This window comes from Spirosoma jeollabukense (assembly GCF_054777855.1).
Map to the genome: position 1 here is coordinate 99,701 of NZ_BAAHAD010000004.1, position 23,896 is coordinate 123,596.

18 protein-coding genes are annotated in these 23,896 nt (G+C 48.6%); 12 read left to right on the forward strand and 6 right to left on the reverse strand.

The genetic code is table 11. The features are described from left to right. Positions 1–17: 17 nt before the first annotated feature. A complete protein-coding gene (locus ACYVEA_RS17245) occupies positions 18–770 on the forward strand; it encodes a GLPGLI family protein (RefSeq protein WP_461114674.1) in 753 nt (250 codons plus the stop codon). Between the two features lie 8 nt (positions 771–778). Here the strand turns inward: ACYVEA_RS17245 and ACYVEA_RS17250 are convergent, their stop codons facing one another. The 3 genes from ACYVEA_RS17250 to ACYVEA_RS17260 form a co-directional block, all read right to left on the reverse strand. Next, positions 779–3,688, reverse strand: coding sequence for a glycoside hydrolase family 9 protein (locus ACYVEA_RS17250; RefSeq protein WP_461114675.1), 2,910 nt, complete (start codon positions 3,686–3,688; stop codon positions 779–781). A gap of 251 nt (positions 3,689–3,939) precedes the next feature. Continuing rightward, the gene (locus ACYVEA_RS17255) at positions 3,940–7,374 is read right to left on the reverse strand and encodes a ThuA domain-containing protein (protein WP_461114676.1); all 3,435 of its coding nucleotides are present in this window, start codon (positions 7,372–7,374) and stop codon (positions 3,940–3,942) included. Between the two features lie 157 nt (positions 7,375–7,531). After that, a complete protein-coding gene (locus ACYVEA_RS17260; protein ID WP_461114677.1) occupies positions 7,532–8,308 on the reverse strand; it encodes an META domain-containing protein in 777 nt (258 codons plus the stop codon). A 305-nt stretch (positions 8,309–8,613) separates the two neighbouring features. Between ACYVEA_RS17260 and ACYVEA_RS17265 the strand changes: the two genes are divergently transcribed. Further along, positions 8,614–9,153 carry a M15 family metallopeptidase gene (locus ACYVEA_RS17265; RefSeq protein ID WP_461114678.1) on the forward strand — a complete coding sequence of 180 codons (540 nt, stop codon included), beginning with the start codon at positions 8,614–8,616 and terminating at the stop codon, positions 9,151–9,153. A 55-nt stretch (positions 9,154–9,208) separates the two neighbouring features. On the opposite strand, the gene ACYVEA_RS17270 is transcribed toward ACYVEA_RS17265, so the two are convergent. The 3 genes from ACYVEA_RS17270 to ACYVEA_RS17280 form a co-directional block, all read right to left on the reverse strand. After that, complete coding sequence (locus ACYVEA_RS17270) at positions 9,209–10,774, reverse strand: DUF1501 domain-containing protein (RefSeq protein WP_461114679.1); 1,566 nt, start codon at positions 10,772–10,774, stop codon at positions 9,209–9,211. Between the two features lie 102 nt (positions 10,775–10,876). After that, entirely contained in the window at positions 10,877–12,427 is a 1,551-nt protein-coding gene (locus ACYVEA_RS17275; protein ID WP_461114680.1) for a DUF1800 domain-containing protein, read from the reverse strand. Positions 12,428–12,630: 203 nt separating this feature from the next. Beyond that, positions 12,631–13,827 (reverse strand): MFS transporter, encoded by a 1,197-nt coding sequence (locus tag ACYVEA_RS17280; protein WP_461115092.1) that lies wholly within the window; start codon positions 13,825–13,827, stop codon positions 12,631–12,633. On the opposite strand from ACYVEA_RS17280, the gene ACYVEA_RS17285 reads away from it, so the two are divergent. The 10 genes from ACYVEA_RS17285 (at position 13,802) to ACYVEA_RS17330 (ending at position 23,842) form a co-directional block, all read left to right on the forward strand. Continuing rightward, positions 13,802–13,924, forward strand: a complete 123-nt coding sequence (locus ACYVEA_RS17285) for a hypothetical protein (RefSeq protein ID WP_461114681.1) — start codon at positions 13,802–13,804, stop codon at positions 13,922–13,924. The two genes, ACYVEA_RS17280 and ACYVEA_RS17285, sit on opposite strands and share 26 nt — an antisense overlap. 288 nt (positions 13,925–14,212) lie before the next feature. Beyond that, the gene (locus tag ACYVEA_RS17290; protein ID WP_461115093.1) at positions 14,213–15,349 is read left to right on the forward strand and encodes a Gfo/Idh/MocA family protein; all 1,137 of its coding nucleotides are present in this window, start codon (positions 14,213–14,215) and stop codon (positions 15,347–15,349) included. Between the two features lie 22 nt (positions 15,350–15,371). Further along, positions 15,372–15,815 (forward strand): four helix bundle protein, encoded by a 444-nt coding sequence (locus ACYVEA_RS17295; protein ID WP_461114682.1) that lies wholly within the window; start codon positions 15,372–15,374, stop codon positions 15,813–15,815. Positions 15,816–15,924: 109 nt separating this feature from the next. Then, complete coding sequence (locus ACYVEA_RS17300; protein ID WP_461114683.1) at positions 15,925–17,070, forward strand: Gfo/Idh/MocA family protein; 1,146 nt, start codon at positions 15,925–15,927, stop codon at positions 17,068–17,070. Positions 17,071–17,193: 123 nt separating this feature from the next. Further along, positions 17,194–18,246 carry a sugar phosphate isomerase/epimerase family protein gene (locus ACYVEA_RS17305; protein WP_461114684.1) on the forward strand — a complete coding sequence of 351 codons (1,053 nt, stop codon included), beginning with the start codon at positions 17,194–17,196 and terminating at the stop codon, positions 18,244–18,246. Positions 18,247–18,434: 188 nt separating this feature from the next. Then, positions 18,435–20,036 (forward strand): T9SS type A sorting domain-containing protein, encoded by a 1,602-nt coding sequence (locus tag ACYVEA_RS17310; protein ID WP_461114685.1) that lies wholly within the window; start codon positions 18,435–18,437, stop codon positions 20,034–20,036. A 64-nt stretch (positions 20,037–20,100) separates the two neighbouring features. Further along, positions 20,101–20,304: a hypothetical protein gene (locus ACYVEA_RS17315; protein WP_093827054.1), complete on the forward strand. Its 204-nt coding sequence runs from the start codon at positions 20,101–20,103 to the stop codon at positions 20,302–20,304. A 374-nt stretch (positions 20,305–20,678) separates the two neighbouring features. Beyond that, positions 20,679–21,149, forward strand: coding sequence for a YdeI/OmpD-associated family protein (locus tag ACYVEA_RS17320; protein ID WP_461114686.1), 471 nt, complete (start codon positions 20,679–20,681; stop codon positions 21,147–21,149). A gap of 303 nt (positions 21,150–21,452) precedes the next feature. Then, the gene (locus ACYVEA_RS17325; protein ID WP_461114687.1) at positions 21,453–22,937 is read left to right on the forward strand and encodes a T9SS type B sorting domain-containing protein; all 1,485 of its coding nucleotides are present in this window, start codon (positions 21,453–21,455) and stop codon (positions 22,935–22,937) included. 110 nt (positions 22,938–23,047) lie between these two features. Continuing rightward, positions 23,048–23,842 carry a ThuA domain-containing protein gene (locus ACYVEA_RS17330; RefSeq protein ID WP_461114688.1) on the forward strand — a complete coding sequence of 265 codons (795 nt, stop codon included), beginning with the start codon at positions 23,048–23,050 and terminating at the stop codon, positions 23,840–23,842. Positions 23,843–23,896 lie beyond the last annotated feature (54 nt).

The window sequence follows — 23,896 nt, forward strand, 5'->3', positions numbered from 1 at the left end:
AAAATTACTTTTCTACCATGAAGAAATTACTCGTAATCCTGTGTCTGCTGATCGGTCCGATGGCGATGGCTCAGAAAACCGACGGCGTTGTTACGTATGTTCGGAAAGAACACTGGTTTAAGATCATTAACCGGCTACCGTTTCTGAGCCAGGAACAAAAAGATCGGGAGTCGCAGACCTTCAAGAACTACGAAGAAAACGACAAAGGAGTTAAGATGAAGCTCGCGTTTAATTCGAACCAAAGTCTGTACACTTATTTCAGCGATGAACCTGAGGAAGGTGGGTATTCGTGGCGCAAATCAGAATTTCTACTGTACCGCAATTTTGAGAAAGATAAAAAAACGGACATCATCGAAATGCTCGGTAAAACGTACATTGTTGATGATTCACTGCATGCACCAGTCTGGAAAATTGGCAATCAGATTAAAGAGGTAGCGGGTTATATCTGCATGAGAGCTGAAACCCAGGACCCGATAAAAAAGCAAAAGATTACGGCCTGGTTTGCGCAGGATATTCCCGTCCCAGCTGGTCCAGAACGGTTGAATGGTTTGCCAGGACTAATTCTTGAACTGGACATAAACGATGGCGACGCCGTAATTGAAGCCACTAATGTAACATTCAGACCCCTAACTCCCGACGATCTGAAATTGCCGAAACAGAAAGGCAAGAAAATCACGGATGCCGACTATGATGCACTGATCAAGCAACGGATCGAAGAGAATATAACGGCGCACCGGAATCCCTACGGCTGGGGTGGAGTTCGGTATTGACAACGATCTCAATTTCCCAACGTCAATTTTCCTCCATCAACATACGTCACTTTCCCGTTCAACTCCAAGGCTTTTGCGTTGACAGCCGCCCCAATTGAAACGACATGAGCTGGCCGGATAACCACCCGATCGGAGAGCGTGGGAACACGGCCGCACGCCCAGGTCGTCGAGTCGTTCCAGTTGCCCGATTTTATACTGGTCACTACGTTCGTATAGCACAGGGATTGAGCCAATAACCGTAAATAAGCCCCCTGCGAGTAGATGGCTGGTTCGTTGAGTTGCCATGAATTTTCGGGATAACTGGTATTCCAGGCCTTATACGATTTCTGGACCGGCTGGTTTTGCGGTGGGCTAATAACGGGGCCTGTATAAGCGGCATCGGGCATGTAGGTTGGATTTGCACCACCCATCAGGTAGCCGGGTGGTGGGTTAGTATCGAAAACCGTACCGTCGCCAAACCAGGAATGATACATGGTCGGAGCCGAAAATTCGCCACCATACCCGCTCATGTTGGTCAGGTAACAATAGGCGGTTGGGTTCACACCGTGCAGGTAATGAATGAAGCCCATCCCTGCATCCCGATAATTGGTTTTATTCGCTGCATCCTGATTATAGGTATTCATCGAGAAGAACATAGTTCCCTGATGCGCTTTGGTTTCGTTGCTTCCCCAGGTGTAATTATCATCTTTCAGAAACGCCCGATAAGCGTCGGATTGATTCAGATAGGCGGGTAAATTATCGCTGTTATTGGTTTTTAGACTGGCTGTATAGGTCGATAAAATGGCATTCTTAACGCTGATTGTAGCCCCTGATAATCGGGTATAATACAGGAGCGCATCCTGATACGTTGCCTCGAACGGATACGCAAATTCCCATTGTATCAGGTGAGTTTGGGTGTAGTTCGCATCAAAAAAAGTCCGGTACGATGCATCACCGGTTAAGCCGTAAAGAAAAGCGGCAGCCGCAATGCGTCTGGCCAGACGGTCATTGTCGGTGTAAGTTGCTGCCACGCTACTAAAACCTGTGTTATTGAACAACACCGCTGGGTTATTATTTGCCCAGTTAAACGCATTAATGGCCGCTGTTTGTAACGTATTGCCATACGCCTGCATTTGCGGATCGCTGAGTGATTTGAACTGAAGGGCGGCCAATGCAAATACGGCGGCACCCGTAGCGGTCGCATCCGTGCTGGCGGCTCCATACCGACGTGGGTGCGTATCGGCGCTGGGTGGCGACGTAGCACTAAAATCTGTTACCGACACTTTGTGGAGTAACGAGCCATTGGGTTGCTGCATCCGTCGCAGCCAGTCGAGTTCCCATTTCACCTCGTCCAGCAAATCCGGAACACCGTTGCCTGATTCGGGAATGTTAAAGTCGTCGGTCCAGGCCGCCGGATTTTCCTGATATGCCAGCAGCATATCCATTAGCGGGCCGTACGTGAACGGAACGTATTTGTTGTAATCTCCAGCATCGAACCAGCCACCCTGCAGATTTTGGGACGTAGTGGCCGACGTATTGGTGACCAGTCGGCAGTCGGTGTCCTGTTGTGCACCCAGAAAAGCGGCTCCATCGGTCCAGGGACTTTGTGCGTAGGGCGTTTGTTTCGTAAAACCGCTCCGTTGATAAAAAAAGACGCGCGTAGCCTGTTTCAGTACGTTGTTGTACACCGTATTGCTAATGGTAAAGTCATAGGACCGCTTCTGCTGAACGGCATCATAGACGTAGTAGCTTCCGGTGTCTTGTACCGATGAAAAATCGAACCACCAGACTTTATCCCCCGACTGTGTGTGCGTCGCCCCGCTATTCCAGGCCACGGGCGCTCCCTGAAAGACGACCGCATCGTTTGCCGTTTTTCGGATCTGATACGTACTGGATGGCGTGAAGGTCTCGCTTGCATTATAACCCGTTTGCGGATTACTGATGACGGCAATTTTTTTCGCCATTGGCAAGTAGCCGAACTGATCAATTTTCAGGTGATTGTCGATGGTGACGACCGGTTGAGTAACGATGTTCAACTGGTAGTTTTTAACGAAATTCCAGATGGTTTGCGGAACATTGAATAACGAACTCCAGCCGTGGTTGGCATCTTTCGTCATCAGAAGCACTACCTTTTTGTTTGAACTACACAAGGTTAATGAATCGACGTTCGGGTTATTGGGCGCGAGTGCAGTTGTTGAATACGTACTCCAATTGTTGCAGTTCATACCAGCAAATGTCGATAGCGGCCAGGCATAAGCAGGCGTTTTGGGATAAGGTTTGATTGGCGGTTCTACCGTCGGGTCACCTGCACTGTGGATGTGCAGAATGGGAACAGGTTTATAGTTAGCCGCTGTAAAATATGCATTTGAGTACGTATTGTTAACCCATAAACTGGCGGCAACTGGTGCAAATGCCGCGATTTTATTGGGCAAAGCCATGCTCAAAAAATAGCACATAAAGCCACCACCCGAATGCCCCGTGACGTAGACTCGGTTCGGATTGATCTGGTACGTCTGCGTAAAGTAATTGATCAGATCCGACGTGAAAAGCACATCATCGGGTGCGTTCGGATCAGCAGGATTGGGTCCATCCGTATCGCCCGCCGAGCCAAATCCGGGAGCTGTGTCGGCGTATTTATTGAATTGAATGCTAACGCCTACAGAAACGGCATTGGGATAAACTACGATGAAGTTTTGCGTATTAGCCACCGCGTCCAGCCCGGCATACGACTGAAAACTGGTTCCTGTTCCGCCATCTCCGTGATAGGCAATCATTAATGGCAAATTGGCTGATGGAGCACTCGTTGGTAAATGATAGGAGAAGGTACGGGTGCGCCCTCCTGACGTAAGACTGCCTGTTCCGTTTATGGGGTTTTGCGCCCGACCCGAGAAGGCAAGGAATAAGCTAATTACTAAAAAGAAAAGTTTAAATTCTCTCATAGCTTCCGTGTATTTATCTATAGTCGGTCTTGATATATAAATCGCCTATACTACGTAGCAATAAAGAAATAAAGTTAACTTAGTCGGCGATTTTATGAGGAATCGGTAAATAATTATAGTAAGTTCACAGTTGCCCGGCAGAGCCTGGTTGTGTGTCTGGTAGGCTACTTTACCTTGAGTTATAAGCCGTACCAACAAAAAGCCCCGGTTAATACTGACCGGGGCTTTTTGTTACAACTGGAGCAGCTCGTTTACATTCCCTGTGTAGAGAATTGAACCTTATCGACCGAAAACAGAGGTTTCTGTTTCGCGTCGGGGTTTACGAAGACGAGATACAACTTATGAATGCCTGAAACAGGTTGACGGAAGGGCATATTGACCATACCTGTTGTCCCCATTTTTACGTCCGATTCGCCCAGTAACGTACCTGTTGGCGAATCGAGTCGGGCTTCAAGTTTACCGCCAACAACCTGGTCACTTGTCGCGAATACGCTTGGCGAAAGGCCTTGAATACCCGTCAGGTCGATGTCGTTGAAAGCCAGATAACTTCCCGATTTCATACCAATGGCCGAGAGCCCTACTTTCGGTATATCATACTCGAAAATATCCTGTTTCACGTCAGCCGAAGTAGCCTTTAAGAGGGGCGACCGTAGCGCCAGCGACGTTGAGCCAGTTAGCGGACCAATGGAGCCATTGCCCCGGTCGGTATACGTAGCGGTCAGTACGTATGACCCGTCTTTTTTCTGCTGAGTCGGTACGTAGTCGCCCGCGATTGGCTTGCGATTGGCCGCTTTATCGTCGGCCAGCGAAAGAATATAGCGTACCATGTCGGTCACTTCACTTTCTTTCAGTTGCGGGTGGGCGCTCATGGCCTGTTCGCCCCAAACACCACCCCCGCCCGTAATTACTTTGCGAACCAATTTACTCTCAGCCTGAGTGCCTTTATATTTTCTGGCTACTTCGATGTAGGCGGGTCCAATCGATTTCTGGTCAATGGTATGACAAGCTTTGCAGTCGCTCAGATCAATCAGGCGCTTGCCCGTCGAGAAGCCCGTATTGGCCTGGTGACCCTGTGCCAGCATCGTCTTGTCGAAACCTTCGAGGTAGTCAATCGTCATAGTAACATCCTCCGGGCTTATGCCTTTCTGTAACGTACCATCTTCTTTGTCAACGACTTTCACGGCGTATTTAACCGGCTTTTCGGGGAAATAGAACGTTTTGTTGCCGGCCACCGCTACTTCCACTTTGGGCTCATCGTTACCGACTTTAATCTCCATTGTTTTCGTGGCTACGTTTCCAGCGGCATCAGTCACCGTCAGCGTAGTTGGGTAAATGCCGGGTTTTGTGAACGTAACCGTCGGATTAGCCGTCGTTTGCTTGGGCATCCCTTTTCCGAATGACCATTCGTATTTAAGCGCATCGCCGTCATAATCCATCGACCCTTTCGAGTCAAATTTCACGGCAAGAGGAGCAGCACCAACGGTTTTGTTGGCACTAGCAATGGCCACAGGTTTGCGGTTGCCGGCATTGTAGGTAATGCGTGCCAAACGGGCGTCGGCGTTCGCACCAAACCATTTCTGGCCGTATTCAATCGTATAGAGCGATCCGTCATTGGCAAACTGCATGTCGATGATGTGCGAGAATTTTGTGCTGGGCATAAACGTTTCCATCTTCACAAAATCACCATTCTCTTTCATCGTTACCGGGTGAATCCAGTCCCGAATCCAGTCGTAGGCAAAGAATTTACCGTCATAATGACGAGGGAATTTGACGTTCGTTTCCGGATAATCGTCGTAATAATACACTGGTCCGCCCATTGCGTTACGTCCCCCTTTTCCAACTATGGCACCGAACTCCGGCGAATCGGCGTAGGGATAATAAATGTAGGCTTTCTGAGCCGGAGGCAATTCCGTCAGACCCGTGTTGTTGGGTGAGTTGTTGATCGGTTTCATTGGATCGAACAATGGCCCGGTTGTGCTGTCTGCAAACGTGCGCTGGTGGTAAGGGCGGTTGTCGGCAACGAACAGCGGCCAGCCAAAATAACCGGCTTTCCGAGCCTGGTTCATTTCATCGTGACCGCGCGGACCGTATTTTTCGCTGTTGTTACCAGCATCCGGACCAACTTCGCCCCAATACAGAAAGCCAGTACGTTGATCGACCGAAATCCGGTATGGGTTCCGATTGCCCATCACGTAAATCTCGGGTCGGGCTTTTGGATTGCCCTTTGGAAACAGGTTGCCTTCCGGTATGGTATACGTACCGTCGGCTTCGGGGTGAATCCGGATAATTTTACCGCGCAGATCGTTTGTGTTGCTCGACGTCGCGCGGGCATCCCAACCCCGGCGACCTGGCCGCTCGTCGATCGGCGCGAAGCCATCCGAATTGAACGGATTGGTGTCATCGCCTGTCGAAAGGTACAGGTTCCCTTTCCGATCCCAGGCAATTGAGCCGCCTGTATGGCAGCAGCCATCGCGTTTGACTGGAACGGTTAGTAAGACTTTTTCGGTACTCAGGAGCAGCGTATCCTTGATATCGTCATACACAAAACGCGAGAGGTGTTGAGCCGTGTCAGCAACCGTTTTTCCCGTTATGGGGGAGTAGTAGGCATAAATATACTTGTTCTGCTTGAAGTTCGGGTCGATGTTCAAGCCCATCAGTCCATACTCGAACTTGGTGAAGACCGGAAAGTTAGCTACTACTTTTTTCGATTTTTTCTTCGGATCATACACCGTTAGTTCGCCTTTGCGCTGCGCATACAACACTTTGCCATTGTCCAGCACCGCCAGTTCAGTTGGTTCATCCATGCCCTGAATCAGAACCTCCTGCTGGAAGCGGTTTTCTTCGGGAAAAGGCTTCGTTTTAGCCTGGCCAAACTTTAAGCTAGTGGCCATAACGGACTTGATACCGCCTAGGATATGCTGCAAAAACAATGGATCAGCATACGACTCATCCGTGTGACCACCACCCGTGTAAAATGCCTTACCACCATCGAAATCATGGTGCCAGATGAATGGGTGATTGTCGCCGTTTTTGCCGCCTTCGTAGGTTTTCTCATCGAGCTTGCCCAGTACTTTGAGGTCCGTTCCGATGTTCTTGTAGCTATACCACTCATCCCAACGCTTCCAGCGATCGGGTAGCATTTTGGTAGACGGGTGATTTTTGTCGATTATTTCAATCTCGGCATTCTGCTGTTTGGGGTGGTTCAGGAACCAGGCACCCGCCAACTGATTATACCACGGCCAGTCATATTCGGTATCGGCCGCTGCGTGAATCCCCACGTAGCCGCCCCCCGCCTGAATATAGCGCTCAAAAGCAGCTTGTTGCGTGTCGTCCAATACGTCGCCGGTGGTGCTGAGCCAAATTACGGCGCTGTATTTTTTGAGGTTAGCTTCGTTGATCTTGGTGGCGTCTTCGGTCGTGTCGACACCAAACCCATTTTCCTGACCAAGTTTCATAATCGCCAGCTTGCCAACGGGAATCGAGGCATGGCGATATCCTTTCGTTCTTGAAAATACCAGCACTCGATTGAGGGCGGTCGGATTTTCAGCCGAAACGGCAGCAGGCTTGGTTGCTGTAGTACGTTTGGCTGTCGTCTGAGCCCAGCCGGGCACGCTTATGGCAGACGCAGAAGTTGCCAGCACGCCCGCCAGCAACAATGCGCGGGAGTGAAGCCTTAAGTTTTTCATAGGATTGGAGATTTATGCAGATTATTTGGGTTGAGATCTGGGGCCAGTAGAAGGGTTAACTATTTTGCGATTCGATTGGCTTTTCCTGAGAAACAAAAGTAACGAAAAAGCGAATGCTACCGTGTAGTCATTCGCTTAAACTAAGGGTTAAAATCGCTTAATCTACTTTCCTGAAGGACATTATCGGCTTACCACTACGTAGCAAGGTTAATCGGCCTTCGGCGACCTGATATGTTAGCGCTACGCTAAGTTCAGTAAGGAGCCTTCTTTCAAATGCATTCACTTCGGCAGAGCAGGCCATCCGGGTTGTTGCTAATGGACCAAAAAGAATCTGTCGGGTATCCGCTTTCACTTGCCCACTGATTCGATTACAACCGGTCGTGCCGGTTACACGATTCTCGGTCAGTGAAATTTCCAGCCGTGGTAACTCATTTTTGTTGCGGGTGGCCGTGATCGGTTGATCCTGTAAGCTGGTCAGCACCCAGATGTCCTGTAACAGGGCGAGTTGACGTAGTGAAACGCCACAACCGACATAGTTCTTGCCTTTGTAATCGACTTCAACCCGGTAATCATACCGTTGACCGGATAATTTATTGACACAGCTATCGGGCCGAAACAGGATATTGATGCGGCCGCTTTCCACGGGGGCGCTGTAGCGGAACGTGCCGTCGGAGTCGTTTTGCCGCTCGGGTGCAGTCGTGTTGAGGCTATCACCATTCAAGGCTTTGAAATGCATCGTTCCTTTTGATGAATTGATTGTCAGCGACCACGATGGATCATTGCCCACCGCTACGACGTCGTCACCCGCTTTCAGGTTATTCGTATAGTCCGCAATTTGTAGCTGGTTGGTGGGCGTCATCATAGCCGCAAATTGGGTTGATGGGCGACGACAGCCGGTAACCAGAAGCAACAAGCCGAACAGGAAAATTCGCATGATTTCAGAATGAGTAAGTTTTATTTGTAAGACTCGTTGTTATCGGAAAAGTTTAACCCGTCTTTAGCAGGTACGCATGTTTACCAGAAAAGGCGATGGTTCCTAACCGTGAGCCATCGAATGGCTATTGATTGGCTCACCAGCGCAGCCAAAGACATAAAGCTCGGCTGCCCGAAAAAGGCAATTTTAAATCGCTGCTCAAAATTGAAAAAACGTAAGTCTACTGGAAAGAAACGGGTATTTTCCCATTGTAGAAATCACTATTGATCGAAATCTTTGTCGGCACTTTCTAAACCTTTATTGTAATGGCTGCCGACTTAAATCTGTTAATTCCCGAATTTCACGAGAGAGTCACGACACTACTTCAGAACTGTAGGAAAAGGGGAATCGAAATGAGACCTAATGAAGGATTACGAACGCCTTTTCAGCAAGCAGTCTACTGGCGACAATCCAGGACGAAAGAGGTGATTCAGAAAAAGATAAACGAGTTAAAAACAAACGGCGCTCCCTTTCTGGCGCATTGTTTGGACAGTGTGGGTCCACAGCACGGCGAGCCAGTAACGAATGCGCTTCCCGGATTTTCGTGGCACCAGTGGGGCGAAGCGCTCGACTGTTTCTGGGTTGTAAGCGGAAGGGCTGTCTGGGATTTAACGACCGTCGTACATGGGCAGAATGGCTTCATGGTCTATGCCGACGAAGCCAAAAAGTTAGGGCTCGACGCCGGTCTCTTCTGGACGAGTTTGATAGATGCTCCGCACGTACAATTACAAAAGGCTTCCAATCCTACGAGAGTGCATTCGGTCGTAGAAATTGACCGTATCATGAAGGAGCGGTTTGGCAATTAAGCCGCTCTTAACCGCCCTATGCTCTCTTCAAGCCTGGAAACAACGTGGCAGATGCTTATCGGGACACCACCATTCGCTTCGTGAGTAATCCCTGCGTTGTTTCGACGCTTACTACGTAACTCCCGGTTGGTAGACCGTTTACGTTGAATTGAATCGATTTAGACGTGGGTCGTGATGTGCCCACCGACATAAACCGCCCCTGCATGTCGGTGATCTGCATGGATTTTACGCCTTGAGTCAATAGGTCGGACTCCAGGATAACCTCGGTTGAGGCTGGATTTGGATACAGCCGGGCGTCGGAGGCCAAGGGTTCCACCGCCGTAATAATCTGCCGAAATATGGGTGCGGCCGGGAAATCCTTAAACAGCGTTGTCGTTTCAGTACTGGCATCGGTGCCAAACCAGTCGGTCAGGATGGCCGCATATACCTGCCGGAAGTCGGTTTGCATCTTCAGGTTATTGTTATCCAGATCGCTTAGATTCGGATTCTTACCCACCATGGGCGACTTGACAGCTGTGCCAAAAACAAACATCGGGGCCGACGTACCGTGATCAGTGCCGTAACTACTGTTCGAGATAGCCCGTCGCCCAAATTCCGAGAACGTCATACCCACTACCCGATCATCAACCTTAAGCTGAGTCAGGTCATTTTGAAAGGCTAAAACCGCGTCAGACAGGGTTCTGAGTAAGTTGGCGTGGGTCCCTGTTGTGGTGTCGGTTGCAACAACCTGCCCGGCATGACTGTCGAAACCGCCCAGCGTGACGTAGTAAACCTTGGTCTGCAAACCGCCACTGATGAGTCGGGCAATGATTTTAAGCTGGTCCGCGAGTGCATTCGACGTGGGATACGTAGCCAGATTCTTTCCCTTGCCAGCCGCTATTTTAATCTGTCCGGCATAACTAACCGAACTCGCCTGTTGCTGACGAATATAATCGATCTGCTGACCGGCATAGCCTGGAACAGAGGATACAGGATCTTTAGGCTTATCGCCAACCAGGCGGGCGAACGTATCGGGGTCCTGAAGCACAATGGCCATCGAGTCGGTCGGGCTGAGCAGCGTTGTGGCCGTAACGTAGCCAATCTGAATGGCCGGTGGATCAGGCATGGCCGTAGTTGGGTAGCTGGCCGGAAAGCCAGGGAATCGTTTATCGAGGTAACGGCCTGCCCAGCCTGAGGTGGATGTTTGGCTGGAGTCCACAGCCGTCATCCAGATATCGCTCGCCCGGAAGTGCGAGAAGTTGGGTGTTGGATACGAAACACCCTGTGCGATACTCAATTTACCATCGTTGAAGAGCTGCTGCATGCCCGTCATGGCTGGGTGTAGCCCTGTGCCGGCATAGTTTTTTAACTTCAGCGCTTTGGCTTCGGGAATAGCGATGTTACCCCGGAAATTCGGCGCCGTATACACACTCATCTGGTCGAGCGGAATTACCATGTTCAGTCCATCATTGCCGCCCTGCAACTGAATAATGACCAGCACCCGGTCGTTTTGATCAGCCAGGCTGATCAGCGACTGGATAAACGACGACGGGCGGGCGAATGCTTTGGCCCCATAGCCATCAATCAGAACAGGCAGCAACAGCGAGGAGGCTGCGTGCTGGAGAAAATGTCTTCGTTTCATGGTTTTAAAGAGCGAAAGAGTGACGGTCCGACGTTTCGGTGAGCGAAAGAGCGGGGGAATGACGCGTCAGCCGCTCTTTCATTCTTTCGCTCTTTCACTTCTTTAAACTACCTGATACTCGGCCATTCGATAAACGTATTGCAGGAAAGCGGTCAATTTCAATTGGACAGCCTGTTTCTTGGCTGCATCATTTGGGGCCTGCACGTACGCATTCCACTCCGCACCCCATTCGTAGCGTGGAAGCGAATTGAGTAGAATCGTGTCGGTCAAAAAATCTTTTTGTTGCTGCGTGGGCGCAATCGCCAGTAACTGACTGGACAGATCGCTAACCAGTTTGGCCGGATCTGTCGGGTCGGACAGCGTTTTAACATACGACAGTACGTCGATGACTGCTTTACCATTGAGTTTTAGCGCGTTGGTTGTGAGTGAATCGCTGAAAAAGCCACGCAAGCCCAGCGTAGTTGAGTTGATCCATTGCTGGTAAAACCCTGTCTGATAATAAGCCGTCCACCCAAATACGGTCGGTGGATTCAGCAAATCCTGCTGCTCCTCTTTAACTCGGGCGTAGATATAATTGCCAATCTGGTAATAAGCCGTAATATTTTGTGTAGGATCGGGGGCTTGTAATCCCCAGAACCGGAATGTACCAATAACTAAATCAGTGGGCGATTTAATAACTGCCCCACGAATGGCCTCATCGAAGAAATGCTGACTTTGGAAAAGAGCTGTCAATACCGGTTTTAGCTCAAAGTTGCCTTTTCGGAACAGATCGGCGAGTGGCTGAATGAAATTTGTTTCCACATCGGCTGAAATGTCCGAATTGACAAACCAGCGGTAAAGTTTCCGGCAGATGTAGCGGGGTGTTTCAACGTTACGTAGAATTATATCCAGCAAATCGTTCAATTCATCGAGACCCGCATTGGCACCCGTACGCCCTTTGATCACCGTGTTCTGATACGTTGCAGAAAAAGTTTTATCACTTGTGTCGTGTTTAGCTGGTCGAAACGCACTGCCGATCGGGGCATTGACGGCATCGCGGTAGCCCGTGTCGACCCAACCTGTCAGCACTTTAGCGGCCTCGCGTACGTCAGCTTCTGTATAGCCGCCATTTCGGCCGATGGTAAACAGTTCCTGAAGTTCGCGGGCATAATTCTCATTGGGTGCACCCGCGACGTTCTGGTTGCCATTCAGAAACCGCAGCATGGCTGGATTCTGTGTAATAGCCATGGTAAACGCCTTGAAATTGCCCAGCGCCTGTTTTCGGAGCAACGTATTATACTGGTACATGTGCCGATAATCGTTGACGGTTGAATCGTTGGTTACGAAATGATTTGACCAGAACAAGGTCATTTTTTCGAGTAACGATACGGGCTGGTTGAGCATAAGGTTAGCCCACCAGTGCTTTATATACACGTTGTATTTCCCCGCATTGACCGAATCGAATGGCTGATCAGTAAAGGGTTTGCTAGTTGCCAGGTCGAGGGGCGGAGCGGGCGTGGGCTGGTCGGTGAGTAGTTTCGTAACGATCTGAGCCGCCGTTTGGCCGGTCAGTGTTTTGAGCTGATCGGATGTTGGACCGAACGTTGCCCGTCGAAGTAAATAGGCAACCTGATCGGCCGATAGCGGTTTCGTATACGTATCGAGAAGCCCCACAATGTTGTTGATTTAACGGTTTATTGCTGACTGACAATAAATATACCTATAGGGTTTAATGGCTAGATCGTAATTAACTGATTTTTAATACAAAATGCATAAAAAAAGTCCTGAAACCGTTCAGTTTCAGGACTTTGATTCTGGTGAAAATACTTAAACTGTTTATTGAGTATTTTTACTATTAATCCGTGGAGTTAAAATATCTATAGCTGGGGTTGCTCAAGTGAAACCGTTTCGTCGATATGTCCCGGGTTACGCTTGCGCATAACAAAGAACAGAATACCAAACGCAACAATCAGAATTAAGGGGAAGGTGACCATATAACCGAGAGTTGCCTGACCAGCAGCCAGATCGGCAGCAGGGCCAGTTAAGCCGCGCCCCGCCATCACGGTACGTTCTTTATCCAGCCAGCCCCCAATAATGGGTTGAAAAATCGACGAAGCAAACATTCCCATGCCGCCCATAATCGACAGGCCAAATGCACCGGCTTTCGGAATGTTTTCAGCGACAAAGCCCAGCATAGTTGGCCAAAAATAGCAGACGCCAATAGCGAAAATAACTGCCGATATATAGATCATTCCGCCACTGGCCTGGCTCATTGAATAAATACCAATGGCAGCGAAAACGGCCGATCCCCATAATACAATCGTTGGATTCAGTCGGTGAATAAATGTTCCTGCAAAGTATCGACCCACAGCCATCAGACCCGTTACAAGCGCCAGAATAACCATTGGGTTAGCGCCTGCATTTTTCATGATCGGCTCAATCCACTGTTCAGGTCCGAACTCCGAAATGGCTGTCAGTGCCATGCAGGCCAGCATAAACAGATAGAGCGGAGAAAGCATTGCACTAATGTTTTTACCCGTCGATGCACCGCCTTCGGCTACACTAGCCGGAAACTGTTGTCCCAGAATCAGAAAAGCATAAATGACCGCAGGTATCAAAATAGCGCCAATTTGAAGTTGCCAGCCTAGCCCGGAATCAGTCATGAACTTCGATAGCAAACTACCGATAACGATACCGCCTGGAAACCACATGTGGAACCGGTTGAGCATCTCGGTTTTTTTGCGGCCCTCATACATATCGGCAATCATAGGGTTACAGGCCGCTTCGACAGTACCGTTTCCAAAACCAACGAAAAAGGTTGAAAGCAGCAGTGTCCAGAAGCCACCCGCGAAAATGGTCATGACTAAACCAAGTATGTGTGTCACGAAGGCTACCCACATGATACGTTTGGGACCGATAATGTTGTAGATCGGACCACCAATAATCATCGCTACCGGAAAGCCTAGGAAAGCCATTTGGTTGACGAAGCCAAGTTGCTCGGCGTTTAGTTTAAACTCTTGACCTAATTGGGTCAAAACGCCAGCCCGGATGGCAAAAGCCATTGCAGTTGTAATAAGCGAAAAGCAACTGGCAAGAAATAGTCGCGAACGATTGACGGTTAAGTCCATTTTCTACAAGAGGGGATTTAGTGAGTATTCGTACGTTAGTTAACTAAAAGACAGGAACCTGAGGAAACTCCCCGTTCTCTGCTTGTTTTTATGCAAATTTCCCGAAAAATAAGAGAAAACAGCTAATTTTCGGCCGCAAAAATGAAGGCTTTTACGGTTCTTTATTGCTGATAAACGGTTTGTGTTGGCCAGGTTTAGTAGTATCCTATTAACCAGGGTATTAGCGTATCCTCGCCAAAATGGTAAATCGAATACAGTAACCAACCATCGTGAGCCTCTTTTCTAACTTGTTTACTCTCAACTTATCATAAAGATGCACAGAAAATTGCGAATGGGTATGGTTGGCGGAGGTCTCGATGCCTTCATTGGGGCTGTCCACCGCCGGGCCGCCGGGTTCGATGGCGAAATTGAACTCGTAGCGGGTTGCTTCAGTTCATCGCCCGACAAATCGAAGGCAACGGGTCATGCACTTTACCTGCCCGAAGACCGTGTTTATACGTCGTATCAGGAAATGATTGAGCGGGAGAAGGCACTCCCTGAAGGCGAACGCATGGATTTTTTGTCCATCGTAACGCCTAATCATATGCACTTCCCGCCCGCTAAAATGGCGCTCGAAAATGGCTTTCACGTGATGTGCGACAAGCCCATGACATTGAATCTGGAAGAAGCAAAAGAATTGGCGAAAATCGTTGACGCATCAGGCTTAGTATTCGGGCTGACGCATAACTACACGGGCTATCCGATGGTGAAAGAAGCCCGCGATATGGTTAAAAACGGTAAACTGGGAAAAATCCGGAAAGTAGTCGTTGAGTATCCACAGGGCTGGCTGTCGAAAGATGAAGAGCATAACGACTACAAACAAGCTATCTGGCGCACCGATCCGGCCCGATCGGGTGCTGCCGGTTGTATGGGCGATATTGGTACCCACGCCGAAAATCTGGCTGAATACGTGACAGGGCTGCAAATCAGTGAACTCTGTGCCGACCTAACCGCCTTTGTGCCCGGTCGCCAACTTGACGACGATGGCAACGTATTGCTACGTTTCGAAGGTGGGGCCAAAGGAGTTCTACACGCAAGTCAGGTGGCCAATGGTGAAGAGAACTCCCTTAAAATCTACGTGTGGGGCGAACTTGGTGGGCTGGAGTGGCACCAGATGGAACCGAATACACTGAAATACAAAACGCAGGAAGGGCAACGGATCATTCGCCCGAACGTGGGCAGCCTGTCGGCGTCGGCGTCGGCTCATTGGCGTTTGCCAGCGGGTCACCCCGAAGGTTTCTTTGAGGCTTTTGCTAATCTATACCGCAATTTCGCCTATGCCGTGAAGGCGCACATCGAAGGCCGCGAACCCGACCCAATTTATGACTTCCCAAAAGCTGCCGATGGTGTTCGTGGACTAGCGTTCATTGATACGGTTATCGCGTCGAGTAAAGATGATTCTACAAAATGGACGAAGTTTGTTAGCTAAAATTTAAAGAGCGAAAGAGTGAATGAGTGAAAGAGCGGGGTATGAAAGCGAAAATATAGGGAAAGAGGGAGACTTCATTAGTGAGACTTGGATAGATTATTCGACTCATTCGAAAAGTCAATTCCTAGATGCCCTTGAAAAGAGGTTGAAACTCTTTATGCTCCGTTGTATAAAAGTATGTCGTGCGTTACCACAAGAATATGACGCGCAACACTTCGCTCACCAACTCATTCGTTCGTCATCATCAGCTGCGGCCAACTTTCGGGCTGTTCGCAGAGGCAGAAGCCAGAAAGAATTTTTCGCTAAGCTCAGTATCACACTGGAAGAACTGGACGAATCACTTTTCTGGCTTGAAACCCTTGTCTTCACCGAAATCGTGCCAGAACATCGCTTGCATGATCTGGTAGATGAGGGTTATCAAGTACTAAAAATCTTATCTAAATCCCGTAAAACAGTGAGCGACTGAAATAAAGCGTGAAAGAGTGAAAGAACAGTCCGCCGTAGCGGTAAATGAGCGAAGAAACACCGCGTCGTTCACTCTTTCACTCTTTCACTCTTTCGCTCTTTAAATCCTCATGCAAAAAATTAACGTCGGTGTTGTTGGCACCGGATTCATCGGCCCTGCGCACATCGAAGCCCTGCGTCGCCTTCCTAACACAAATGTTGTCGCACTTTGCGAAGTAACGGCCGAACTCGCCCGTCAGAAAGCCGATCAGCTCGGTATCGAACGGTCCTACACCTTTGATGAACTCCTAAAGCAGGATGATATTCAGGTAGTGCACATCTGTACGCCCAATTTCCTGCACTACGCTCAGTCGAAAGCGGCTTTGCTGGCGGGTAAGCATGTTGTGTGCGAAAAACCCCTGGCGAAAGACTTGCACGAAGCGAAAGAACTGGTTGAACTGGCTGCCCAAACGGGGTTAGTCAACGCCGTGCATTTTAACCTACGCTACTACCCGCTGGTTCGGCAAATGAAAGTAATGCGCGAGCAGAACGATCTGGGCGAAGTGTACTCAATTATCGGTTCCTATTTACAAGACTGGCTTTTCTACGACACCGATTATAACTGGCGGCTTGAACCCGACAAATCGGGCGATTCGCGGGCTATTGCCGACATCGGCTCCCACTTGATGGATAGTCTGGAATACATCACCGGCCTGAAAACGGTGGCAGTGATGGCTGATTTTAATACGATTCACAAATTCCGTAAGAAGCCCCTGAAACCCGTTGAAACCTATTCAGGCAAGATGCTCCAACCGGAGGATTATGCCGATGTACCCATCAATACGGAAGATCACGCTAATGTCTTGCTACGTTTCGACAACGGTAACCGGGGCGTCATTACAGTATCGCAGGTGTCGGCGGGCCGCAAAAACCAGATGAAACTGGAAATTGCCGGGTCGAAGAAAACCTTTGCCTGGAACTCCGAAGCGCCCAACGAAATGTGGATTGGTAACCGCGATGGTGCCAACCAATCGTTCCTGCGCGATCCATCGCTGGCGCATCCCGAAGCCCGGTCGGTGATCAGTTTCCCCGGCGGCCACAACGAAGGATTTCCGGATACGTCGAAGCAGTTATTTAAGGAAGTGTACGACGCCATTGCTGCCGGAAAGCAACCCGAAAACCCAACGTATCCAACCTTTGCTGATGGTTATCGTGAATTGCTCATTTGCGAAAAGATACTGGAAAGCAACCGGAAACAGGCGTGGGTGGAGATTTAATTTATCAAACACAGAAGGCACAGTGATTTTCACAGAGTTAAAGGAAGAAACTTTGTAGGCTCTGTGAAGCCTCCGTTCTCTCTGTGTTTAAGCTTTTTATAGACGCTTAACCAAATACAACTTATGAAGACAATGAAAGGCCCCGGCATCTTCCTTGCTCAATTCCTGGGTGATGCTGAACCATTTAATTCGCTTGAGTCCATTGCTAAATACATGGCCGATCTTGGCTATAAAGGGGTTCAGATTCCAACCTGGGACCCGCGTATGATTGACCTTAAAAAAGCCTCTGAAAGTCAGACCTATTGCGACGAACTGAAAGGTAAACTGAGCGACATTGGCGTTGAAATCACAGAACTGGCTACTCACCTGCAAGGGCAATTGGTGGCGGTTCATCCGGCCTACGGTCCCATGTTCGACGGCTTCGGACCAGCCGAACTAGCGGGTAAACCCAAAGAACAGCAGGCCTGGGCAGTCGACCAGTTACTGATGACGGCTAAAGCCAGCAAAAACCTTGGGCTTAAAGTGAGCCCGACGTTTTCTGGTGCGTTGCTGTGGCCGTTTATTTACCCATGGCCACAACGTCCGGCGGGATTGGTCGAGACGGGTTTTAAAGAACTTGCCGACCGTTGGCTGCCTATTCTGAACGCCTACGACGAAGCGGGCGTCGATCTGGCCTACGAGCTGCACCCCGGCGAAGACCTGCACGATGGTATTACGTTCGAGATGTTTCTTGAGAAAGTAGGCAATCATCCGCGGGCGGGCATCAATTACGATCCAAGCCACTTTGTGTTGCAACAACTTGATTACCTGCAATTCGTTGACTTTTACCACGATCGTATTTATGCGTATCACGTGAAAGACGCTGAATTTAACCCCACCGGCAAACAGGGCGTATACGGCGGGTATCAGGGCTGGGTTGAACGGGCCGGACGGTTCCGTTCACTGGGCGATGGCCAGGTTGATTTTTCGGGTATTTTCTCGAAACTAGCGCAGTATGACTACGACCGCTGGGCTGTGCTGGAATGGGAGTGTGCGCTGAAACACCCCGAACAGGGCGCTGCTGAAGGTGCACCCTTTATCGAAAGCCACATTATCCGCGTCACGGAGCGTGCCTTTGACGACTTTGCCGGTACGGGAGCTGATGATGCGTTTAATAAAAAGGTGCTGGGATTGTAAAGAATAAGCTGACTCGGTTTATCAGAGGGTGTCGAACTGTGATGAGACACCCTCTTTTGTTTCTGTATGTACCAGATTAAAAGTTACTTATGGCCGCATATTCTATAAAAATTAACCCACATATTAAGTGTATAATTGATTTAAATTGGCTATAATTGGAATAACCCGGCTTTTATTCCACATATTTTATGAAAAAATTTTACCTATACTTAAGGTTGACTTGTATCCTGGGCATAATCGGTTACCCAGCATATTCGCAACAGGTTTTTAGCTCTGTTGCATTACCGCCTAACTACTCCGATAATAAGGCACCATCTCCACAGTTGGGGACGGAAATTATCAATACGCCCCCTGGTCAGAGCGTGCATTTTGGCGTTAATCCGGTTCTTGGATTTTATGGCGGGAGCTTTGAACATGTTGGTCAATTTTATGTTGCCGCGAGTGGTATTTATGATGGAAGTAGTGATTCTTCACCCGACCATAGAACTGGAATAGACTATTTTGGGTATGCACCAGCAGGGACTGGTACTTATAATGGGCCATATTTGGGCACTGGCATTATGGGTGCTTCGCCCAATAACGGCGGAACCGGTGCTGGAAGACCTATATTTGGTGCTCTCATCTTAACCAGCACCGGCAATTTTCCCGTTGCAGGCGGTATGAGAATCATGAATGCATTGACATTTCTCACGGCACCAGGATTAGGGGGCAGTGTTGTAAAAGTACCTGATGGGCAAGAAGTTGTTTTCTATTTCGCTGATGTTAGAGGTGCTAATGATGCCAATTATATTGATGGCAAAGTAGTTCGAAGTATGAGCTTTGAAGGGCCACAAGTATTTTCCGTTGGTGATTCACGAAATACAGACCATCCTTACCATCCACTGACAACTACCGGGATAAGTAGTACGGGCGTACGTTATCTGAATGCTAATCCACAACCCGTTGAGTCGGCTTATTTGGATGCGAGTCTTCAAGCCGTTTCTACCGTTGGTTATTGGGAAATAGATGCTTTGGGTCTGCGTAGTCTAATTAGTGTATCAATTCCTCAACCGTCAGGGCTTGGTGCAAACCCCAATCCCGCTGATCTGCGGTTAGTAGGTTGGACCGGCTCTAAATGGGTTGTATTGGGTATAGGGGGAGCTATCGCTCCAGCAACTGGCAGTGGTTCTGATCTTAATGGATATAGTTTGTCCGCTGGAATATTAGCTTCGACGCCCAACATAAAGGCATTAGGTATCGGTTTACTCAAAAATGCCGCCCTGCCTGTTAATCTGGCTTCATTTACGGGCTACTTTGTCGAAGGTCTTGGTACAACGCTCAACTGGCAAACATCCTTAGAAACAAACAATGATCACTTTGAGATTCAACGATCAGATGATGCGAAAAGCTTTGAAATTATTGGGCGTATACCAGGCAGAGGTAATATAGAGAGTCTCAGTAACTATACATTTGTGGATAGTACTCTGTTAACTGACATCGCTTATTATCGACTCAGACAGGTAGATACGGATGGGAGTCGGCACTTTTCGTCAATTATTGCCGTGCGATATGAAGATAAAGCACCAGCCCTGTTAACCATATCGCCAAATCCGGTCGAGCATTTGTTGAATTTGAGTTTAACTAACGGGGAGACAATTGAGGAGGCAAAGATTTTCGATTTAAGGGGACGTCAACTGCGGCAAGCGACTGCATCCGAACCGGAAGTATTGTCACTGCCCGCTGGTATTTATGTGCTGGACATACGTACTACGACTGGACAAAGTATAAAAAGGCGTTTTGTCAAACGGTAGATTTGTATTTAATAGTTTTTGAAAATACTTGTTGAATTGCATTCAGGTTAAACGCACGAAAGCTATGGCGGGTCAAGGGTCGGGTGGCAACGTACTGGCTGCCCTTTGCAGTTTCTTTATTCCGGGTTTAGGTCAGCTTCTACAAGGCCGTTTGTTGATGGCTATTTTTCAGTTTGTTTTGGCGGGAGCCCTTTGGTTTATCTTGATGGGATGGATCATTCACCTCTGGTCCATCATTGATGCCGCCCGATTTGATCCGGCCAGGTAATCAACTGAGTGCGCAACGCTTACTTATTGATCGTAGATGGTTTCTGCGTAGGTTTAACGATAATTTATATCACCCTTCCTGGTCTCCAGTTTAATTTTTTTCGCTACGTATCTGGCTCGATTCCTACAGGAGTGGACAAAAAATATACCATAAAGCGAGCTGGCTTTCTTCGTAATTACGAGTCCATTATGAAAATCAACGATGAAGAAATGAGGTTCCTGTCCAGGATGGGGTTAAGGTTTGTTTCTTTTAGTTAGGTGTTCAATATCAATGCTTTGATGACTGGTCTAGGTATTCTTGAACGAATATACCTGAAGCGGTTTATTCCTTTTTCGCATAAAACACCGGGCTGATTTTAATAGAATACAGATGAAATGAAACCAATGTTCTTTGCCAGTCCGGCTGACTTCCGGACGTGGCTAGCGGCAAATCATGACAAGGAAACGGAACTGCTGGTTGGTTTCTATAAAGTTGGTTCGGGTAAGCCGAGCATGACATGGTCCCAATCGGTAGACGAAGCCCTTTGTTTCGGCTGGATCGATGGTGTTCGAAGATCGGTTGATGCCGATAGTTACTGCATCCGGTTTACGCCCAGAAAACCCAAAAGCATCTGGAGCGCGGTAAATATTCAAAAAATAGAAGACCTCACCCAGCAAGGATTCATGCACCCCGCGGGCTTGGCGGCCTTTGAGAAACGCAAAGAAAGCAACTCGAAAATTTACGCCTACGAACAGGAAGCTGTAAGCCTGACCGACGAGTTTGAAACCGAATTCAGGGCCAACGAGAAAGCGTGGGTTTTTTTTCGAAAACAAGCTCCTTCATACCAAAAGCTCGCTGTCCATTAGGTTATGTCCGGCAAGCAAGCTGCCACGCAAAAAAGTCGACTCGTCAAACTGATAAGTGCCAGCGAATCCGGCCTGAGAATTTAGGTTTAGGGGCAGTTTGGCATAGTGGTAGCTTGGCGTAGTCGGAGACTACGCCAAACCAAAACAGACAGGCAACCATTATCCATTGACTACCGTATTGATCAAAAAAATCAGTATCTTAGATACCCTTATTTGGTTATTCGGGCAATGAGTGCCTAATTCTAGATCGAGTGCTTCAGGGCTATGCGACAAGGATGTAGTTGGCTGTTGATTTGGCTTGTGATGCTCCTGCCAAAAAACGTGATGGGGCAAAATCTCATTCCGAATGGCAGTTTTGAAACCTATCGAAACTGTCCCCAGCAGGATAATCTTCTGGTAGAAGCTACCCCTTGGTACAACCCCAATCGGGCTACACCTGATTTTTACAATACATGTTTTAATTCAGGGCAGATGGTGCTGCCACCCCGCACGGGCCAGGGATTGGCACGCCTGTTTTTCGACCAGGGCTGGGCCGAATACCTGGGAGTCCGTCTGACCAAGCCATTGGTTGCGAATGAATGCTACTATTATGAAATGTATATCGCCACCGATACACCCAACAAATATCAGACAGAAACAATAGGGGCAACATTTTCTGCTCAACCGATTATAGCTCCTGCAAGTACAGAAATGTTCAAAGTCGGGCCGCAGGTTCTCGATAAGCTCTCCAGCATTCCTCGGTTAGCGTGGCAACGAATTGCTGGTTTCGTTAATGCCAAAGGAGGGGAGGAATACGTAACGATTGGAAGTTTCTACAAAACACCCCCCTTCCTGGGATTTAACTACGTATTCATTGACGATATTTCGCTTTTGCACGTCAAGCTTGATCTGGGAAAAGATACGACCTTATGCGGCCGTAAAAGTACCCGTCTGCTTGATGCAACCGTGCCGAATGCCAGTTATTATTATTGGAATGACGGTAGTAGCAAACCGACGCTACTGGTCACTAAACCCGGCAAGTATTCGGTAACGGTGGTGACGGCCTGTAAAACGCTGACTGATTCCATAAAGGTTGATTATGCGCTGGACTTTGACCTGGGTGCCGATACCACACTCTGCAACGGACAAACGCTGGCGTTGAACGTGCCGGTAAATGCGGCTGCCACGTACCGCTGGCAGGATGGTTCGCAGCAAAATAACTACACAGTTAAGCAGGCCGGTGAGTACAGTATTCAGGTCACCCAGGCGAATTGTACGGCATCGGATACCCTTCAGGTGAAGTACATTCGCCCCCCCCAGTTAGAATTGGGGCCGGACAAAGAGCTTTGCGGAGCCGAATTGGTGACCATCAAGCCAATTATTGCCGAAGGGACGTTTGCCTGGCAGGACCAATTTGCGGACGTAGCACGAACCGTAAATAGCTCAGGGGTCTATCGGGCGAGTGTGCAGAACGCATGCGCAACCGTTTTAGATTCAGTCGAAATCTCCTACGGTGCCTGCGATTGCGTTCTGTATACGCCCACCAGTTTTACCCCCAATGACGACGGACAGAACGATACTTTTCTGGCGTTTGGCTGTGGTGATATTATCATTACGTCGCTCTCGGTTTTTAATCGCTGGGGCGAGGTCATTTTTCAGACGGATAAGCCCCCATTTCAGTGGAATGGATACTATCATGGCGAGCTGTGCGAAATTGGTGTCTATGGCTGGAGCATTCAGTATCAGTTGAAGCAGGAGCGTCGGGTAACGCCTGGTCAGAAGCAGGGGATGCTTAGTTTGATTCGTTGAGAGTAAGCCACAATTAATTGCCTGTAGCTACTTTCCGGATAACTTTTCTCGTGTTTTTTGCTCGTAGAGCTTACTTTAGGTTCTTATTTACTGAGCGACAGTCAAAAGGCATGAAAAAGCAGGTCGAAGCAACGTTTATCATCAGTTTTCAAATTTTACTTCTATTTGCTGGTTTAGGATTAACGACCTATGCACAACCGAAGAAACCCCAGTTTCGGGTAGTGGCTCTTGCCGAGAAAGGTGGAGGGGTTCATGCTCCTTTTGTCGCTGAAGCAAAGAAATGGCTTACCCAGGTAGCGGCTTCGACTAATTTTACGATTGATTATATTGAAAACACAGAGCCCATAAATGACCAGTTTTTAGCCCGCTATCAGTTATTCATTCAACTGAATTATCCGCCATACATGTGGACCGATACCGCCAAAAAAGCGTTTCAGAAGTACATCACTGAAGGTAAAGGTGGCGGCTGGGTTGGCTTTCATCATGCTACGTTACTGGGCGAGTTCGATGGATACCCGATGTGGCCCTGGTTCTCGGAATTTATGGGCGGTATTCGCTATAAAAACTATATCGCTACGTTTGCCAAAGCAACGGTACGTGTCGAAGCAGAAAATCATCCCTGTCTGAAAGGTGTACCAGCTGCGTTTACCGTTGAAAAGGAAGAATGGTACACCTATGACAGAAGTCCGCGTCCAAACGTGAATGTGCTGGCGACCGTCGATGAGTCGACCTATTCACCCGATTCAAATCTGAAAATGGGGGGCGATCATCCGGTAATTTGGTCCAACGAGCACATGAAGGCTCGCAATGTGTACATCTTCATGGGCCATCATCCTGATTTGTTCAAGAATGATGCATTTGTGACGATTTTCCGAAACGCCATTTTCTGGGGCGCGGGGAAGTAACTACTCTCTGTCATCGTGACACAGGACGGATAACATAATGCTTTTTGAGAAACT

Coding starts and splice junctions, on each gene's coding strand:
- ACYVEA_RS17315 (WP_093827054.1), top strand. CDS start 20,101: ATGGCGGGTCAAGGGTCGGGTGGCAACGTACTGGCTGCCCTTTGCAGT.
- ACYVEA_RS17300 (WP_461114683.1), top strand. CDS start 15,925: ATGCAAAAAATTAACGTCGGTGTTGTTGGCACCGGATTCATCGGCCCT.
- ACYVEA_RS17325 (WP_461114687.1), top strand. CDS start 21,453: ATGCTCCTGCCAAAAAACGTGATGGGGCAAAATCTCATTCCGAATGGC.
- ACYVEA_RS17270 (WP_461114679.1), bottom strand. CDS start 10,774: ATGAAACGAAGACATTTTCTCCAGCACGCAGCCTCCTCGCTGTTGCTG.
- ACYVEA_RS17295 (WP_461114682.1), top strand. CDS start 15,372: ATGAGTGAAAGAGCGGGGTATGAAAGCGAAAATATAGGGAAAGAGGGA.
- ACYVEA_RS17260 (WP_461114677.1), bottom strand. CDS start 8,308: ATGCGAATTTTCCTGTTCGGCTTGTTGCTTCTGGTTACCGGCTGTCGT.
- ACYVEA_RS17255 (WP_461114676.1), bottom strand. CDS start 7,374: ATGAAAAACTTAAGGCTTCACTCCCGCGCATTGTTGCTGGCGGGCGTG.
- ACYVEA_RS17310 (WP_461114685.1), top strand. CDS start 18,435: ATGAAAAAATTTTACCTATACTTAAGGTTGACTTGTATCCTGGGCATA.
- ACYVEA_RS17290 (WP_461115093.1), top strand. CDS start 14,213: ATGGGTATGGTTGGCGGAGGTCTCGATGCCTTCATTGGGGCTGTCCAC.
- ACYVEA_RS17250 (WP_461114675.1), bottom strand. CDS start 3,688: ATGAGAGAATTTAAACTTTTCTTTTTAGTAATTAGCTTATTCCTTGCC.
- ACYVEA_RS17265 (WP_461114678.1), top strand. CDS start 8,614: ATGGCTGCCGACTTAAATCTGTTAATTCCCGAATTTCACGAGAGAGTC.
- ACYVEA_RS17305 (WP_461114684.1), top strand. CDS start 17,194: ATGAAGACAATGAAAGGCCCCGGCATCTTCCTTGCTCAATTCCTGGGT.
- ACYVEA_RS17245 (WP_461114674.1), top strand. CDS start 18: ATGAAGAAATTACTCGTAATCCTGTGTCTGCTGATCGGTCCGATGGCG.
- ACYVEA_RS17285 (WP_461114681.1), top strand. CDS start 13,802: ATGGCAAAAGCCATTGCAGTTGTAATAAGCGAAAAGCAACTGGCAAGA.
- ACYVEA_RS17330 (WP_461114688.1), top strand. CDS start 23,048: ATGAAAAAGCAGGTCGAAGCAACGTTTATCATCAGTTTTCAAATTTTA.
- ACYVEA_RS17320 (WP_461114686.1), top strand. CDS start 20,679: ATGAAACCAATGTTCTTTGCCAGTCCGGCTGACTTCCGGACGTGGCTA.